We start from the raw sequence: 16,947 nt of genomic DNA on the forward strand, positions 1-16,947 counted from the left end.
CCTCAGCGCGCCCGCCTAACTCATTCCCAAGATGCCCCCAGTCTCTCCTGAGCGTCTCAACCGTCTCTCCGGCCCGTCCCACCGTCTCACCGGTGCGTCCCAAGCGCCTCAGCAGCGCCGGTGAAGGGGGTTCTAAGTATAACCAGCACTAGCCGCAAGCAGAAAAAACACGAAATCTGCAAAAAACCGCGTAATCAAATAATTTTCTATTAAATCAATATGTTGAAGTGAGCCAAGTTGAACCCGCCGAGTATTTCCGTAAGAGCTACGCCCCGAATCCCGGCTTCTACACAGAATTACCCACAGACTCGGCAGAGAGTCAGGCGGAATCGGCCTCACGCGGTCGAGTCTGCAGACCCGCACCCGGGAGGCGCAGCAGCAGCAAGCCAACGATCAGGGTCAAATAGACCAGCGGTTCGATCTGAAATCCCTTGGCCAGCATGACGTAGTGCAGCCCCCCCAGAACCGCTGCCGGGAAGACAAGCCGTTGCAGGCTGCGCCAACGAGGCCCCAGTTTGCGCACGGACAGATTGTTCGATGTCACCGCTAGCGGCAGCATCAGGGTAAACGCGGCCATGCCGACCGTAATATAAGGGCGTTTGACAATATCAGCCCAGATCTGGCTGGGCACTTGAACATCCAGGACCAACCACACCAACAGGTGCAGGCTGACATAGGTAAATGTCAGTACGCCAAGGGCACGGCGGAACTTCAACAGGTTCAGCCCGAGGAACCGTCGCAGCGGGGAAATCGCCAGCACCGCAATCAACAGTTGCAGCGCCAGCTCTCCGTACCGGTGTTCCAGCGCCTCGATCGGTTCCACGCCCAAACCACCGGTCAGCGCCTGATAGAACAGCCACGGTGCTGGGAGCACTCCCAACAGATATACCGCCAAGACTGGAATACGGCGCAATATCTGATTCACCCGTTGCATAAGCTTAATAGTATTCCGCCAGATCCATGCCCTCGTACAGGCCCGCAACTTCTTTCTCGTAGCCATTGAACATCAGAGTCGGAATCCGCTTGGCAAAGAGGCCGCCGCCGATCTGACGTTCCGAGGCCTGAGACCAGCGCGGGTGATTCACATTCGGGTTCACATTACTATAGAAACCATACTCGCGCGGGTTGGACATGTTCCAACTGGTGGGCGGCTCGACATCCGTCAGGGTGATCCGCACGATCGACTTAATCGACTTGAAGCCGTATTTCCACGGCACCACCAGACGCAGCGGCGCACCGTTCTGGTTCGGGATCGGACGACCATAGATGCCGGTGGCCATGATGGTCAGCGGGTGCATCGCCTCATCCAGGCGCAGACCTTCGCGATAGGGCCAGTCCAGAATCGGATATCGCACGCCCGGCATCTCATCAGGGATCACGGCGGTTTCAAAAGCCACGTATCTGGCGCCATCCTGCACGCCGGCCAAATTCAGCAGATCGGCCAGTTCGAACCCGTTCCAGGGAATCACCATCGACCAGGCCTCGACACAGCGGAAGCGGTATATGCGTTCCTCAACCGTCATCTCGGACATAATGTCTTTGAAGTCGTACTCGCCCGGATTGTCGACCAGACCGTCGATCTTGATGCTCCAAGGTTCGGTCGTCAGCGCGCCCGCATATTTGACCGGATCGTCCTTGCCGGTCCCGAACTCGTAATAATTGTTGTACGAGGTGATCTCTTCCCACGTGTTCGGTTCCAGCGCCTCCTGCGCCGCGGCCCCACGCGTCATCCCCGCCAGTCCGACACCCGCCAGCCCGGCCAAGACCTGCCGCCGGTTCAGAAACGCCGCCCGCGGGGTGACGTCGGCTTGTGTCAGTGAATTGGTCCAGCGAAACGCCATGTATGTCTCCAGTCGTCAAACTTACTCGGGTATGAGGTAATCCGCTGATAGCACAGAGCCAAGGAAACAGGCGTCACGATTGAGAGACGAGATTGTAACGTATCGGGCGCGGCCTCACCTCCGCAGCCCCGTCATTGCGATTCCAAAATGACACATAGCGACACAGCATTTGACAACGCTCCGGAAAAGAACTGGCGCAGCCTTAGCGGCTTCGATACGCCGACATATAGACGGATACCGATCAGAGATTATAGCAGTGCTGTTTGCCAAAGCCTTCCCTTTGTCCTTGTCTATTTTCTGGCGCTTGGCGGTAGTTTTGCCGGTCATGTTTATTGGATTGACCCTCTACAATCTGATCGGAGCCCTGGTCGGGTTCTTGCTGGGCCTTATTTTCCCGCCATTTGCATTTATTGTGACGTTCCTGATCATGGCCTCTTCCAGCGTCGTCCCGACCCTGCTTGGAACAAGGATGGGTCTGCAGGTCAAAGGCGTGAAACCCAGCACAGGAATCAAAGGGCTGTTCACCCCGGCGGTGATCTACGGCGCTGTCGAGGGCGTGAGCGTGACCCTCATCCTGGGCGTGGTTATTGCGGCCTCGATTTTCGTGATTTCACCCGACATTCTGCAGCAGAGTGAAGTCGCCGACCTGGCGCTTGAATATGTCGACCCGTCCTGGGCGCTTCCGGGGTTGCTGGGGCTGCTTGCGGTCTTTTTGTCCATATGCTCGATCCGGGCCAGCCTGCTTGTACCGATCACATCCGCCTCGGTCGGGCGGGACCCGGACGGTATGCACTATACGCCTTTCCGGCATTTTCGGGCGTCGTTCGGTCCGTTGTTTGCGCTGACCATCTTCAGCTACGTGGGGATGTTCGTCCTGCATGCGCTTCTTATCGCGCTGTTGATTGCCACGGACTATTTCGGGTCGTTGCAGGCTGACCTGCAAGAGCTTGAAGACATGACAAAGGGCATGGCATCCATCCGCCCAATCTGGTCGCTGATCGGTCTGTTCGTCGTCTACATGTTGATTGGAACCTGGGTTTTCAGCCTGCAATGCGCAGGCGGCGTTCTGGGGTATCTGCGTTTGCGCGACACGGCGCCAAAACTGGCCGAGGTGATCGAGGCCAATCTAAAGCCCGTGCAAAGCGCCGAGGACGCCCCACGGATGAGCGCAGAAGACCTGCGCGCCCTGCGCAAAAGCCGCCAGACAGGCAACTACTAAAGCCGGTCTGCGCGCTCGGGGGAGTGACGGCGGCGGTACCTGCGGCCAACCCGGACTTTACAAAGCTTGCGGCAAAAATGCAGGCTGATCCTCAGGAACTGAAAACGAAAAGCGGGTGGCCTGCCCATCCGATCAGTTGAAGAACCTCAGAGGGAGAAGACGAATGTGTGACATTTGCGTAATGAACGCCGTCAAGAACCGTATGCTGTCGCGGCGCGGGTTTTTCAAAGCCGCAGCTGCCACCGGCGTGGCCGCCGCTGCAACCGGAGCTGCCGCGCCCGCGGCACTGGCTGCAGGTCACGGCGGGATCGAGGACATGACCCATCCGCTCAGCGCCGATTTCCCGACGTATTTCGGAGAGCCGGGATATGCGTCCGAACAGGTATTCAATTTCGCAGACCATGGCTTCAACGTGCAACGGATGATGGTGAATGAACACACCGGCACGCATATTGATGCACCTTTGCATTTTTCCGCCGATGGGGCCTCGGTAGAGGAAATCCCGGTCTCGGATCTTGTTGCTCCACTCTGTGTCGTGGACATCGCGGCCCGCGCAGCCGAAGACGTGGATACGCTGCTCACCCCGGATGATCTGAGGGCGTGGATGTCGGCCAATGGCGACATTCCGGACGGCGCTTGTGTCGCGCTGTATTCCGGCTGGGCTGCCAAGGCCGATAGTGACGCTTATCGCGGGTTTGACGGTCAAGCACAGCATTATCCCGGTTTCCACGTTGAGGCTGCGCAGATGTTGATGGAAGAAACCGGCGCGCGCTCGATTGCATCGGACACCCTGTCTCTGGACCACGGCATATCTACAGATTTCGCCACACACTATGCATGGTTGCCAACCGGCCGCTTTGGGATCGAAAACATGGCCGGTCTGGATCGGGTACCTGCGGTCGGTGCCACGTTGGTCATAGGCGCCCCCAAACATGTCGGCGGCACGGGCGGTCCGGCACGAATATTTGCACTGATATAAAACGGTTTCAGGGCCCGCTTTCCAAGCCTCCAATATGACCAAGACCAAAGACCATCCTTTGCCGAACCTTGCCCTGATCAGCCCCGAGGCCCAGGCGTTTGCAGCCCAGGCCCAGAGCCGCGATCTGAGCCTTCCCCTGGACGAGTTTCGAGTCATGTTGCGCGAGCAAAGCGAACAGGGGTGTGCGTTGGTGCTTGAAAAAACCGGCGTCACCCTGTCCGAGCAGGCAATCGCAGGCGTTCAATGCATGATCATCACGCCACCTGAACCGCGTGCAGGCCGCAAGCTTGTCTATCTGTTCGGGGGCGGTTTTACCTTGGGCAGCCCGTTCGAGGATCTGCCGATTTCCGCCTCGCTCGCGGAAAAAACCGGTGCTGTTGTGATTGCGCCCCATTACCCGCTGGCCCCAGAACACCCCTACCCGGCGGCACTTGACGCCTGTACCGCGGTGATCTCTTCCGTTCTGGCGGAAACACCCAGCGCTTGCCTGTGCGGCGAATCCGCTGGCGGCAATCTGGCCCTGGCGGCGCTTCACCGGATGCGTGCGACCAGCGGGCCGCAACCAAGGGCATTGGCCCTGCTGTCGCCATTTGTCGATCAGCACAATCCCGGTGACAGCGGCCGGGCGGATCGGGACCCGTTCCTCAACCAGACCGAGGTCGAGTTTTTCCGGTCCTGTTACGCACCGGGTCAAACCGACCTGACACATCCCGACATCTCACCGATCTACGGCACGTTCGACGCCGGTTTTCCACCCGTCTTCCTGACCAGCGGAACCCGCGATCATCTGCTGAGCGGTTGCGTGCGTCTGGATCATCTCCTGCGTAATGCGGGTGCGGACTGCACTTTGCGCATCTGGGAAGGCATGTGGCACGTGTTCGAATTCTACCCGGATATCCCCGAGGCGGAAGCGTCCCTGACAGAAATCGCCGAATTCCTGAACCGGCAATTTGCCGGGACATAAGAATTAAAGACCCGCCGGGGTGGCGGGTCTTTCTTTTGTCGGGCGTTCGTTAGTGCACCACGGCATCATCCGGGCGGGGCCGCTCTGATGTGCCCAACCGGTCACCGATGATCAGGCCATCTGTCCCGGCCGTAACCGGAACGGTCTCACCATCCTTGATCTCACCGGCCAGCAAGGCTTCGGCCAGCGGGTTCTGCAACGCGCGCTGGATCACCCGTTTCAGAGGGCGCGCACCGAACACCGGATCATAACCTTCGTTGGCCAGCCATTCCTTCGCGCCATCGTCCAACACCAGCTCGATCTTGCGGGCGGCCAGACGTTTCTGCAGACGCGCCATCTGAATATCGACGATGCCATCCATATCGGCCCGCTTGAGGCGGTCAAAGATGATGGTCTCGTCCAGACGGTTCAGGAACTCGGGCCGGAAATGCGCCCGGACCGCATCCATCACATCTCGCCGTGCCTGCGCGCTGTCAGCTCCTTCGGGCAACTGGCTGAGCGCCTGAGACCCGAGGTTCGACGTCAGGATGATCAGCGTCTGCTTGAAGTCCACGGTGCGACCCTGACCATCGGTCAGAACACCATCGTCCAGAACCTGCAACAGCACGTTGAACACATCCGGATGCGCCTTTTCGACCTCATCAAACAGCACGACCTGATAGGGCCGGCGCCGTACAGCTTCGGTCAGCACGCCACCTTCGTCATAGCCGACATAGCCCGGAGGGGCACCTATCAGACGGGCGACCGCGTGTTTCTCCATGAACTCGGACATGTCGATGCGCACCATCGCGTTGTCGTCGTCGAACAGGAAATTTGCCACGGCTTTGGTCAGCTCGGTCTTACCCACGCCGGTCGGGCCGAGGAACAAGAACGAGCCCAGCGGGCGACCCTCGTCATTCAGGCCTGCACGCGCACGGCGCACGGCGTTGGCCACGGCGGTCACAGCCGCATCCTGACCGATCACACGGGAGTGCAGATCGTCTTCCATCCGCAGCAGTTTCTCGCGCTCACCTTCCAGCATTTTCGAGGTCGGAATACCCGTCCAGCGTTCGACCACCGAGGCGATCTGTTCCGGACGCACCGTTTCCTCGGCCATCATCTGGCTACTTTCGGCGTTTTCAGCCTCAGTCAGCTTTTTCTCAAGCTCGGGGATGACGCCATAGGACAGCTCACCCGCCTTGGCGAGGTTGCCTTCGCGCTTGGCGATCTCCAGATCAGCCCGCGCCTTGTCGAGCTGTTCCTTCAAATCACGCGCGCCCGCAAGCTTGTCACGTTCGGCCTGCCATTGGGCGGTCATCTCGGCGGATTGCTCCTGCAGATCAGCCAGATCCTTTTGCAAGGTTTCCAGACGATCCTTCGAGGCCGCGTCATCTTCCAGCTTCAGTGCCTCTTCCTCGATCTGCATCTGCAGGATCTGACGATCCAGCTGATCGAGCTCCTCGGGCTTGGAGTCCACTTCCATCCGCAGGCGCGACGCGGCCTCATCGACCAAGTCGATGGCTTTGTCGGGCAGGAACCGGTCGGTGATATAGCGATGCGACAAAGTCGCCGCCGATACCAGCGCCGAATCCGAGATACGCACGCCATGGTGCAGTTCGTACTTTTCCTTGATGCCGCGCAGGATGCTGATGGTGTCCTCGACCGTCGGCTCGGTGACCATCACAGGCTGGAACCGGCGCGCAAGGGCCGCGTCTTTTTCGACGTACTTACGGTACTCGTCCAGCGTGGTCGCACCAATACAATGCAACTCACCCCGGGCAAGCGCAGGCTTGATCAGGTTTGCGGCATCCATCGCGCCGTCGGATTTACCCGCGCCGACCAGAGTGTGCATCTCATCGATGAACAGGATGATCTCACCAGCGGCTTCAGTCACCTCGGTCAGAACGGCCTTCAGACGCTCCTCGAATTCACCGCGATACTTCGCACCGGCAATCAACGCACCCATATCGAGCGCAAGCAGCTTCTTGTCCTTCAGCGATTCCGGTACGTCGCCATTGATGATGCGCAGGGCCATGCCCTCGGCAATCGCGGTTTTACCGACGCCGGGTTCACCGATCAGAACCGGGTTGTTCTTGGTGCGACGCGACAGAACCTGCATCGAGCGGCGGATTTCCTCATCCCGCCCGATGATCGGGTCGATCTTGCCTTCCGCAGCAGCTTCGGTCAGGTCGCGCGCGTATTTCTTGAGCGCGTCATAACCCTCTTCCGCCGATGCGGTGTCAGCGGTGCGACCCTTGCGGATATCGTTAATCGCTTCGTTCAGTTTCTGGGCGGATACGGCCCCGGCTTCCAATGCCTCTTTGGCTTTGGATTTCACCATGCACAGCGCCATCAACACGCGTTCGACCGGCACAAAGCTGTCACCCGCCTTGGTGGCAATCTTCTGTGCCTCGTCCAACACCTTGGCAGTCTGGCCGTCCATATAAATCTGGCTCGCATCGCCGCTGACTTTCGGGATTCTCCCCATCGCCGCGTCCAGCGCCTCAACCACGCGGTTCGGTGCACCGCCCGCGCGGGTGATTAGGTTGCTGGCCAGCCCCTGATCGTCATCCATCAATGCCTTGAGTATATGTGTGGGCTCCAGCCTTTGGTGCCCCTCGCGCAGCGCAATCGTCTGCGCCGCCTGCACGAATCCCCGTGCCCGCTCGGTGAACTTGTTCAAGTCCATATTATTCTCCTTTTCCTCAAGCGCCCTGAATGTGATGCGCCCGCTTGGCGGCACGCGTCGGTCTGGGCCTCGCATTCAATCTGGTGAATTTCTGAACGCTTTCAAGACATAGCATACGCAAATGCCGCAGTGTTTTCTTCTATCTCCACGCACAACACGCCGGTTGCCGTAGTTAACACATCGCAATGCCGGGAAGGTCCACAAGGCCGAAATGACACAAACTCATCAAAACCTTTGGCCTTGCCCGGAAAATCACGCTCAATTTTTTCGCGTCTCCGACAAGAGAGTTTGAGTTGAATGTTTGCGCCGTCACGATGGCCTGTAAGACCATTGGTATTTTTCGAAATGGATTGAGTATTGTGGCCAGATGCTCGGTACGAAAAACCAGTAAATCGTTGGTCGTGGCAACGACGACGTTCATTCTGAAATGGCGAAAGACTGCAACCTGATCAGAATCCCACGCAATCAGTTGCCAGAGGATTTTGATGAACAACGTTGGCGGATACTCACCGATATCTGCGCTGTTCTTCTCAACTCGCGTGCCTGGGTGCTGTGCGGAGACGTGGATGAATTCGTCCTGCCGACACAGCGCGAGCAGACCTTGCTTCAGATTGTGGAAAGCCAACTGCCGCAAAGTGTCGTGGGGCGGTGGGATTCGAGGTCGAGCCGCTGCCAGAGGACCGGATGCAACTCAGGTCTTCGACGCGCTATTCCAAACGCTTTGACTTGAGCGAACCGATCAAGTTTTTCCTGGGCGCACACGGGGCCTTCCATCCATGGGCCCACGCCCCCGAATTTGCGCTGATTCACTTTCCACTGGCCAACAGGAGATCCATGCAACACCGGTTTGACGCTCCGGAGGCCGATTTCGGGATGCTGCGCGATGCACCGGTGCAGGACCGCAGTTACCGTCCCAGCGCTTTGATCAAGTGGGGAGACACGCAACGCCGCAAAGCCAACTCGTCTGCGCAATTGCGAGACGGTGACACAACCATCCCCTTACGTGATGCCATGCTGCAAGCCGTGCCACACCTGATCAGCTCGATGAAGATCGCCGAGGGCAAAGAATATCCTGTAGCGCCGCGCGGGCTGAGGAAAATCAATATCCTGGCAGAAATGTACGACAGGCTGACATCGCTTTTTCCTAGGGTCGGCCACGCCTGGGGCGGTCTATCGGCGAGGAACCGTAAAGACTGAATAGCCTCCGGTTGCCGCCACCTGCCGCGCACCATACATCTCGACCAAGGATTGCGCCGCATCGCTTCCTGTCGGACAGGATACAAGATCCGCCGCATCATCCAGAAAATCGATTGTAAAGGCTGTTTCCCCGGTCAGCTGACAATCGTCATCGGTGGACCGATATCCGCGCACAAGACGCAGATCATCATTTGTTGGTGACACGATGAAAGTGTCCGCAGCTTCTGTCTCCAGCGGCATGTCCTGACACGCCGCCAATACCAGAACAAGTCCAACTCCAATCCGTGCTTTCATATTCTCCCCCATCTGAAATGCGCCATTGAATGTCCTGCACCATATCACAGTCCGGTATTTGCGGGTTGGTTTTCGTCACCCTTCGGTCCCGCATGGACAGAGGCGCCCGAACCCGCTAGGACGCAGACGTTTGCCAAAAAGGAGCTTGCCCCATGTCCGATGACCGCCTGATCGTTGCCCTTGATGTCCCGAACGCCCTGCAGGGTTTAGCCATGGCCGAGCGGCTGGGCGACGCGGTGTCCTTCTACAAGATCGGGCTGGGAATGCTGACCGGAGGCGGTTTGGCTCTGGCCAATGAGCTGAAACAGGATCATGGCAAGCGCATATTTCTGGACATGAAGCTGTTCGATATCAGCAACACGGTGGAAAACGCTGTGCGGGGGCTGGCGCAGTTCGATCTGGATTTCCTGACCGTGCATGGCGACCCGCATGTGGTGCGTGCGGCGAAAGAGGGGGCCTCAGGCAAAGACCTCAAGATTCTGGCGGTAACCATCCTGACTTCGCTGAACCGGGACGATCTGGATGCCAGCCTGCTGAAACAGGGCGACGTGCAGGATCTGGTGGTTGAGCGTGCGGCCAACGCACTAGAAGCCGGCGCCGATGGTGTGATCGCCAGCCCGCAGGAAGCCGCCTTGATCCGCGCCCTGCCGCAGGCCGAGGGCCGCCTGATCGTCACACCTGGCGTCCGCCCGACCGGCTCAGCCCTCGGCGACCAGAAACGTGTGGCCACCCCGGCCAGCGCCATCGGCGACGGTGCCGATCACATCGTTGTCGGACGCCCGATCTATCAGGCCGCGGATCCGAAAGCGGCCGCAGAGGCGGTTCTTGCCGAGTTAAATTCCTTGACACAGCACTGAGACACCCTTGCAGATCGGCGGATTTTCACGCCGAAAACCGCAGTCAACCGGTTGACCTTGCGTCACTTTTCAGCTGGTCCGCGCCAAATCGTCCCTGTGCCCCAAAACACACATGAAAAACCCGAGTTTTTCTAGCGCGATCTGGGTCCTACCGAAACCGGCGATTTTAAGCGATTCTAGGGTCGTGATACTCCCCGCGGACCGTCTCTTCCTGAGGTCCGTCACCTCCCCCCGCCACTTCGCGGGGGGTCTTCTTCCGGACATCGCCGTGACCTTTGCATCCGCTGGTACTTTGCGCAGCAGCCGAGGCTGGTATAAGTAAGCCGCTGACTGGATCGCACGGAAGGCGGGAAAACTACATGCCCGGTCTCTGCCGAGATTGCCTGACCACCTTGACCAACGAACGGCGCTGTCCTGCCTGCGGCAGCCCGCGGGTAAAGACACATCCGGAACTGTTCGATCTGTCCATCGCGCATATGGATTGTGACGCCTTTTACGCCTCGGTCGAGAAGCGCGACGATCCGGAACTGGCCGACAAACCGGTGATCATCGGCGGCGGCAAGCGGGGCGTTGTGTCCACCGCCTGCTATGTGGCCCGCATTCGCGGCGTCCGTTCGGCGATGCCGATGTTCAAGGCGCTGCAACTCTGCCCCGAGGCGGTGGTGATTAAGCCGCGCATGTCGGTCTATGCCGAAGTCTCGCGCGAGATTCGCAAGATGATGGATGAGCTGACTCCGGTGGTTGAGCCGCTGTCATTGGATGAGGCGTTCATGGACCTGTCCGGCACCGAACGCCTGCACGGTGCGCCGCCTGCCGTGATGCTGGCGCGGCTGGTGAAGCGGATGAAGGATGAGTTGGGCGTGACCGGCTCGATCGGCCTGTCGCACAACAAGTTTCTGGCCAAGGTCGCGTCCGATCTCGACAAGCCACGCGGGTTTTCGGTGATCGGTCAGGCTGAGACGGCGGGCTTCCTGTATGACAAACCGGTGCGGCTGATCTGGGGCATCGGTCCGGCCGCACAGGAATCTCTGGACCGCGCAGGTATCCGCAGCTTTTCCGACCTGCTGCGATGGGACCAAGAGGCGCTGACTGCGCGGTTCGGATCCATGGGTTATCGGCTGTGGCATCTGGCCCGCGGGCAGGACAAGCGACGCGTCTCGGCGCACGAGCCGATGAAATCGATCAGCAACGAGACCACGTTCTTCGAAGACACCGCCAGTCTGGACATTCTGGATGGCCACTTGTGGCGCATGTCAGAAAAGGTAGCCGACCGCGCCAAGGCCAAGGCGCTGGCCGGACGGGTCATCACGCTGAAACTGAAACGCGCCAATCACAAGATCATCACCCGCCGCCTGTCCCTGCGGGACGCGACGCAGATCGCTGACCGGATTTATCGCACCGCACGGGGGTTGTTCGATCAGGTCGGGGATCAGGGGCCCTATCGCTTGCTGGGCGTTGGCCTGTCCGATCTGTGCGCTGAATCGCAGGCGGACATATCGGGTGACCTGCTGGACCCCGGCGCCACCCAAAGGTCACAAGCTGAGCGGGCCACCGATGAGATCCGGCGTCGCTTTGGCAGCGATGCGATTGTCAAAGGCCGCGCCCTGCGCTGAGGTCACTCGGCGGCCAAACGCAGGGATTCCTCGCCGATACCGGCAATGTCCCGAATGATCTCACGCAGAATCTCCTGAAACGCGGCGAAGTTCTCATTCGGCTCGATTCGGACTTCGTCCATATACAGCGCCCGGTCGATCTCGATCTGTACGGCGTGCTGATCACGGGTCGGGCGGCCATAGGTCTGGGTGACGTAAGCCCCGGCAAACGGCGTGTTGCGCGCAACGTTCAGCCCGGCGGCGACAAAGGCCGCTTCGATCCGGTCTACCACATCGACCGACGCCGACGCCCCGAACCTGTCGCCCAGCACAACGTCCGGGCGTCTGGTTCTTGGATTGCTGACCATGGCAACGGCCTCATGCGGCATCGAATGGCAATCGACCAGAATCGCCTGCCCGAACGCCTTGTGCGATTCGGTGAGCAGGGATTTGATGCGGGCGTGATACGGGCGCCAGATGGTGTCGATACGCAGGCGGGCCTCATCCATCGTCAGCTTGCCGCGATAAATCGCACGCCCATTCGCCACCACGCGGGGAATCACCCCCAACCCCGAAGCCACACGCGGGTTGTGCCCATGACGGCGCGCGCCCTGAATCAGCGCCGGGTCCAGCTCCTCGGCGCTGCGGTTCAGGTCCAGATAGGCACGCGGCATCACAGCCGAGATCAACGGCGCGCCAAAATCAGCCGCCGCAGAAAACAACTGATCCACAAAGGCATCTTCCGAGGATCGAATCACGTTTTCGCTCAGAACCGAGCGGCTGAGCATGGTTTCAGGGTAATTCCGGCCACTATGCGGAGAGGAAAACACCACGCAGGACGTGCGGCTGGTGGGCATATCCAATACATAGGGCGTGTTCTGCATGGTGACTCCTTGTTCGGTTTCAACATAGACCGGAAAATAGTTCTACCAAACCCCTTGAACCCCTCTGCGACTCCTTTTATAGACCCCGCTACCGGCGCGGGGATCCGCGCCCCATTTCGTTATGGGGCAGGGCACGCAAAGGTTTCAGTGGGCGGTTAGCTCAGCGGTAGAGCACTTCGTTGACATCGAAGGGGTCACAAGTTCGATCCTTGTACCGCCCACCATCGTTTCACTGTTCCGGAGTTCCGGGGCACCCGCTAACCCAGGCGCTGGCCACGTCCTTGATGAAGGCGCCGCAGATTGGAGACAGACCCATGAAGGTCAAGAACTCGCTCCGCTCGCTCAAGAACCGGCACCGTGATTGCCGGGTTGTGCGTCGCAAAGGCCGCGTCTACGTGATCAACAAGACGCAGCGCAAGTTCAAAGCTCGTCAGGGCTGAGAATTGCACATAACTGTTTGAAAGAACCGCGCCCCTGGGTGCGGTTTTTTTGTTGGGCACTTCTATGTCTGCTACGCGGACAAACCTGCCGTTTGTTCCACAAGCTGATAGGGGTAATACTGGCCGCTCTAAAGCACTTCTCCTAGTTTGGCGTTGAGATAATCAGCAGGCTAGTCGGTTAACCTTAAGCGCGCCAAGACTTCATCAACGGAATCCACAAACGTGCTACATTTTAACGAAACTACCTGAGTAAAATGACCGCTGACATAGGTCTCAGTGTAGAAACCTTCCCACTCCTCAGAATCGCACTTTCTAAGATAGAGTTGATAATCGCCTTTGTAGTTCATCGAAAACTTGTCGAGTGATAATTCACTGTAGGCTTTCCTAAACTCAGCTCTGTTAGTTATTCGGGATATCCCTTTGAAGCTGCCAGCAGGAAACGACTCTTCAATCAGCATATTTGCCCTATTCGGCTCGCCAAGAAATATTTCTAGGCCATTCTCTAAATCGTGCGTGTAGTCAAAGTTGAATGCTGTGCCAGACGAATACCTTTCACCGTCGTTGTCGTTTGAGATGTGGTGATCGTCGCTGGTTGGAACAAATTTGCTTGCAAGGATTTCGCAGATCATACGACCCCCAATTGGGTCTTCTTGTGCAAATGACTGCGAACCTAGAAGAGCAACTAAGATGGCAGGGATAGCTTTCATTTTGTCCGCTTCCTCTTTCGATCATCTTACCTGAAATCAACGTTAAGTCACGATTCAGTGCGGCACCCAAACTTCCTGCCAAGTCATAATCGTGTTGCCATGGGTAGAATACCGTCAGTTTCAAATGTCTGCACTGGGCTCTATTTCGGTCATTTCCACCGCATTTTTTCAGGTACTCGTTGCCTCATGCCTATTCGCGCCCGCCAACGGCGACCTTTTGACCAACTAATTTTGTCGGAATTGCTTGCATCCCCTCGAGAATCGTTTAATTGACCAATTCAGTCGGATATCGATCCACCGAAGTTTAAAATGTTGGGACACATGATGCTGAAATCCTCTACCTGCATTGCCGCCGCTCTGACGGCCCTGATTGCAACCTCCGCCGCTGCCGAGGGGGAACTGAACCTCTATTCCTCGCGCCACTACGACACCGACGAAAACCTGTACGGTGACTTCGAAGAGGCGACCGGCATCACCATCAACCGTATCGAGGGCAAGGCTGATGAGTTGATCGCCCGTATGGAAGCCGAAGGGGCGAATTCGCCTGCCGATATCCTGCTGACCGTCGATACATCTCGTCTGGCGCGGGCCAAAAACGCGGGCATCCTGCAATCGATCGACAGCACCGTTCTGGAAGAGCGTATCCCTGCCAACCTGCAGGACACCGATAACGAGTGGTTCGGCTTTTCCCAGCGGGGCCGCATCATCTTTTTCGACAAGGAAAACGTGGCCAACCCACCGGCCACCTATGCCGATCTGGCCAAGCCGGAATACAAGGGCCTGATCTGCATCCGGTCGTCCAGCAACACCTACAACCAGACCCTGCTGGCCTCGATCATCACCCATGAGGGCCCCGAGGCTGCCAAAGCCTGGGCCGAAGGCATCGTTGCCAACATGGCGCGTGACCCGCAGGGCGGCGACACCGACCAGCTGCGCGGCATCGTTTCGGGTGAATGCGACATCGCAGTTTCGAACACTTATTACTTTGCCCGCGCCATCCGCAAGGACGTCAAAGGTGTGTCCGCTGACATCGACTCGATCGGCTGGGTCTTCCCCAACCAGGACAGCAACGGCGCGCATATGAACCTGTCCGGCGCCGGTGTGGCGGCGAACGCACCGAACAAGGAAAACGCGATCCTGTTCCTGGAATACCTAGCCAGCGACTCGGCCCAGAAATACTTCTCGGCAGGCAATGACGAATTCCCGGCGGTCGAAGGGGTCGAACTTGTGGACTCGGTCAAGGCATTGGGTGAGTTCAAGGCCGATGAGGTGAACCTGTCCGAAGTCGCAGAGAATCTGCCCGAGGCGCAGAAAATCTTCAACGAGGTCGGCTGGAACTGATCCGGACAAACACACAGATCAAACGACAGGGCGCAGAAATTTCTGCGCCCCTTCTTGTTGCGTTACAAATTTTTTTGGACGATAATCTCAGATACGAACGCGATTCTCATATCTGAACAATGCTGGATGATCTCTCAAACCGCCTTGCCAACCGCCTGAACGAACTGCGCCGGGGCCATAGATGGTCACTGGACCAACTGGCCGAGCGCAGCGGCGTCAGCCGCGCCACCCTCTCGCGGATGGAGAAGGGGGATGTCAGCCCCACCGCGGAAACGCTCGGGAGGTTATGTTCCGCATATGGCCTGCCGATGTCCCGCCTGCTGATGATGGTCGAGGATAGCTTCGACCCACGCGTGCCCTTTGAACGGCAACCGGAATGGCGCGATCCCGAAACCGGGTTCACCCGCCGGTCGGTGTCTCCACCTGCCACCGGTCTCAGCGCCGAGGTTCTGGAAGGCCATCTGCCGCCCGGTACGGTGATCACCTATGACACCCCGCCAAAGCCCGGGCAGGAGCATCACCTGATCATACTGGACGGTGCCCTGACGCTGACGGTGGACGGGGTCGCACATGATCTGAATGGCGGCGATTGCCTGCGCTATCATCTGTCCGGCCCGACCCGGTTTGAAACAACGCCCGCTCGGGGCGCGCGATACCTGCTGGTTCTGATATGATTTTGCGTCTGGACAACAGCGGCTTTGACGACGCCCTGCAGGATCTGACGGATATCCTGCACGCCTGTGTACAGGACGGCGCCAGCATCGGGTTCGTCCTGCCCTTCACATTGGATCAAGCACGCGCCTATTGGCAGAACCATGTGCAGCAAGACATTCAAACCGGTGCACTGGACCTGTTCGTGGCCCGCGACAGTGGTCGGGTTGTGGGCACGGTGCAATTGATCCCGGCAGCAATGCCCAACCAACCGCATCGCGCCGATGTGGCCAAGCTGCTGGTCCACCCAAAGGCCCGGCGCCGAGGGCTTGGGCGCGCTTTGATGGACGCGCTACAGGATCGGGCGACCCAATTGGGCAGGACTCTACTGGTGTTGGATACGCGCAGCTCTGACCCCTCGCGCATCCTGTATCAAAGCATGGGATTTCAGATCGCCGGAGAGATTCCGAACTACTGCCGTAACCCGTTCGAAGACCGGCTGGAGCCAACGACTTATATGTTCAAGGATCTGAGTTAGGCCGAGCTTTTGCGCACATTAGCGGCAAAGCAATAACCGATACCATGCACAGTCTTGATGAATGTCGGCGCGGTGGGGTCGGGTTCGATCTTTTTGCGCAACCGTGCCACATGCACGTCGATGGTTCGATCGCCCACAATGGTCTCGCGCCCGCGCGCCTTGTCCAGCAGTTGGTCCCGGGAAAAGACCATATGCGGGTTCGTCACAAAAGCCAGCAGCACATCGAATTCCGTGGTCGTCAATGGCGTGGCTTCGGATGCACCGGTTGCCGTCAGTGTGCGCTCATTCACGTTCAGCACCCAGTCGCCGAATTTGACCTGAGGCGTCTCGGCACCGTTGGCCCCTTTCTCTTCGGGTCGGGCCCGACGCAGAACGGTGCGTATGCGAGCCAGAACCTCGCGCGCCTCAAAAGGTTTGGTGATGTAGTCATCGGCCCCGAACTCCAACCCGACGACCCGATCGAAAATCTCATCCCGGCCCGAAAGAACGATGATCGGAATGTTGGAACTCACCCGCAGCTCGCGCGTGATGTCGAACCCGTTGCGACCGGGCAGACCGATATCCAGCAGGATCAGATCGATCTCGGAGGTGCCCAGAACAGCGTCCATCGCATTGCCGTCTGCGGCACAGCTGACCCGGCAACCCTGCTTTTCAAGGTAGCGCTGCAGAAAGGACGTGATCTGCGGGTCATCATCGACGACAAGGATATGTTCTTTAACCATAATCGAGTCCAAGCGGGCGCGTAGAGCTGGCACATAACAGTTGTAGCTGCCGC

18 protein-coding genes and 1 tRNA gene are annotated in these 16,947 nt (G+C 58.5%); 11 read left to right on the forward strand and 8 right to left on the reverse strand.

Annotated features, from left to right (window positions below; all coding sequences use genetic code 11):
- Positions 1-319 precede the first annotated feature (319 nt).
- On the reverse strand, positions 320-934 hold the full coding sequence (gene msrQ, locus ACR0IM_RS19560) for a protein-methionine-sulfoxide reductase heme-binding subunit MsrQ (protein ID WP_480642038.1): 615 nt from the start codon (positions 932-934) through the stop codon (positions 320-322).
- A gap of 4 nt (positions 935-938) precedes the next feature.
- Entirely contained in the window at positions 939-1,841 is a 903-nt protein-coding gene (gene msrP / locus ACR0IM_RS19565) for a protein-methionine-sulfoxide reductase catalytic subunit MsrP (protein WP_480642037.1), read from the reverse strand.
- Between the two features lie 325 nt (positions 1,842-2,166).
- On the opposite strand from msrP, the gene ACR0IM_RS19570 reads away from it, so the two are divergent.
- The 3 genes from ACR0IM_RS19570 to ACR0IM_RS19580 all read left to right on the forward strand — a co-directional run bounded on the left by ACR0IM_RS19570 (position 2,167) and on the right by ACR0IM_RS19580 (position 5,003).
- Entirely contained in the window at positions 2,167-3,060 is an 894-nt protein-coding gene (locus ACR0IM_RS19570) for a hypothetical protein (protein ID WP_480642036.1), read from the forward strand.
- A gap of 163 nt (positions 3,061-3,223) precedes the next feature.
- On the forward strand, positions 3,224-4,039 hold the full coding sequence (locus ACR0IM_RS19575) for a cyclase family protein (protein WP_480594700.1): 816 nt from the start codon (positions 3,224-3,226) through the stop codon (positions 4,037-4,039).
- Positions 4,040-4,073: 34 nt separating this feature from the next.
- Complete coding sequence (locus tag ACR0IM_RS19580; RefSeq protein WP_480682939.1) at positions 4,074-5,003, forward strand: alpha/beta hydrolase; 930 nt, start codon at positions 4,074-4,076, stop codon at positions 5,001-5,003.
- Positions 5,004-5,052: 49 nt separating this feature from the next.
- On the opposite strand, the gene clpB is transcribed toward ACR0IM_RS19580, so the two are convergent.
- Positions 5,053-7,671, reverse strand: coding sequence for an ATP-dependent chaperone ClpB (gene clpB, locus ACR0IM_RS19585; protein ID WP_480682940.1), 2,619 nt, complete (start codon positions 7,669-7,671; stop codon positions 5,053-5,055).
- 172 nt (positions 7,672-7,843) lie between these two features.
- Positions 7,844-8,296 (reverse strand): hypothetical protein, encoded by a 453-nt coding sequence (locus ACR0IM_RS19590; protein ID WP_480682941.1) that lies wholly within the window; start codon positions 8,294-8,296, stop codon positions 7,844-7,846.
- Between the two features lie 209 nt (positions 8,297-8,505).
- Between ACR0IM_RS19590 and ACR0IM_RS19595 the strand changes: the two genes are divergently transcribed.
- The gene (locus ACR0IM_RS19595) at positions 8,506-8,868 is read left to right on the forward strand and encodes a hypothetical protein (RefSeq protein WP_480682942.1); all 363 of its coding nucleotides are present in this window, start codon (positions 8,506-8,508) and stop codon (positions 8,866-8,868) included.
- On the opposite strand, the gene ACR0IM_RS19600 is transcribed toward ACR0IM_RS19595, so the two are convergent.
- Positions 8,842-9,162, reverse strand: coding sequence for a hypothetical protein (locus ACR0IM_RS19600; protein ID WP_480682943.1), 321 nt, complete (start codon positions 9,160-9,162; stop codon positions 8,842-8,844). The genes ACR0IM_RS19595 and ACR0IM_RS19600 overlap by 27 nt on opposite strands.
- A gap of 152 nt (positions 9,163-9,314) precedes the next feature.
- Here ACR0IM_RS19600 and pyrF point away from each other — a divergent pair, with 152 nt between their 5' ends.
- Together pyrF and ACR0IM_RS19610 are read left to right on the forward strand one after the other, a co-directional pair.
- Positions 9,315-10,019 carry an orotidine-5'-phosphate decarboxylase gene (gene pyrF / locus ACR0IM_RS19605; RefSeq protein WP_480682944.1) on the forward strand — a complete coding sequence of 235 codons (705 nt, stop codon included), beginning with the start codon at positions 9,315-9,317 and terminating at the stop codon, positions 10,017-10,019.
- Positions 10,020-10,378: 359 nt separating this feature from the next.
- On the forward strand, positions 10,379-11,632 hold the full coding sequence (locus ACR0IM_RS19610; protein ID WP_480594707.1) for a DNA polymerase IV: 1,254 nt from the start codon (positions 10,379-10,381) through the stop codon (positions 11,630-11,632).
- Positions 11,633-11,634: 2 nt separating this feature from the next.
- Here ACR0IM_RS19610 and ACR0IM_RS19615 read toward each other — a convergent pair whose 3' ends face one another.
- Positions 11,635-12,495, reverse strand: a complete 861-nt coding sequence (locus tag ACR0IM_RS19615; RefSeq protein ID WP_480594708.1) for an N-formylglutamate amidohydrolase — start codon at positions 12,493-12,495, stop codon at positions 11,635-11,637.
- A gap of 149 nt (positions 12,496-12,644) precedes the next feature.
- Between ACR0IM_RS19615 and ACR0IM_RS19620 the strand changes: the two genes are divergently transcribed.
- Positions 12,645-12,719, forward strand: a tRNA-Val gene (locus ACR0IM_RS19620).
- Positions 12,720-12,809: 90 nt separating this feature from the next.
- The gene (ykgO, locus tag ACR0IM_RS19625; RefSeq protein ID WP_005648635.1) at positions 12,810-12,935 is read left to right on the forward strand and encodes a type B 50S ribosomal protein L36; all 126 of its coding nucleotides are present in this window, start codon (positions 12,810-12,812) and stop codon (positions 12,933-12,935) included.
- Between the two features lie 170 nt (positions 12,936-13,105).
- On the opposite strand, the gene ACR0IM_RS19630 is transcribed toward ykgO, so the two are convergent.
- Positions 13,106-13,642 (reverse strand): hypothetical protein, encoded by a 537-nt coding sequence (locus ACR0IM_RS19630; protein WP_480682945.1) that lies wholly within the window; start codon positions 13,640-13,642, stop codon positions 13,106-13,108.
- Positions 13,643-13,966: 324 nt separating this feature from the next.
- Between ACR0IM_RS19630 and ACR0IM_RS19635 the strand changes: the two genes are divergently transcribed.
- From ACR0IM_RS19635 to ACR0IM_RS19645, 3 genes are all read left to right on the forward strand, one after another.
- Positions 13,967-14,983 (forward strand): Fe(3+) ABC transporter substrate-binding protein, encoded by a 1,017-nt coding sequence (locus tag ACR0IM_RS19635; RefSeq protein WP_480683006.1) that lies wholly within the window; start codon positions 13,967-13,969, stop codon positions 14,981-14,983.
- 119 nt (positions 14,984-15,102) lie between these two features.
- Positions 15,103-15,657 (forward strand): helix-turn-helix domain-containing protein, encoded by a 555-nt coding sequence (locus ACR0IM_RS19640; RefSeq protein ID WP_480682946.1) that lies wholly within the window; start codon positions 15,103-15,105, stop codon positions 15,655-15,657.
- On the forward strand, positions 15,654-16,172 hold the full coding sequence (locus tag ACR0IM_RS19645) for an N-acetyltransferase family protein (RefSeq protein WP_480594711.1): 519 nt from the start codon (positions 15,654-15,656) through the stop codon (positions 16,170-16,172). The genes ACR0IM_RS19640 and ACR0IM_RS19645 overlap by 4 nt, the downstream gene beginning before the upstream one ends.
- On the opposite strand, the gene ACR0IM_RS19650 is transcribed toward ACR0IM_RS19645, so the two are convergent.
- Positions 16,169-16,894: a response regulator gene (locus ACR0IM_RS19650; RefSeq protein ID WP_480642025.1), complete on the reverse strand. Its 726-nt coding sequence runs from the start codon at positions 16,892-16,894 to the stop codon at positions 16,169-16,171. The two genes, ACR0IM_RS19645 and ACR0IM_RS19650, sit on opposite strands and share 4 nt — an antisense overlap.
- Positions 16,895-16,947 lie beyond the last annotated feature (53 nt).

Source organism: Ruegeria sp. BF6, assembly GCF_056538665.1.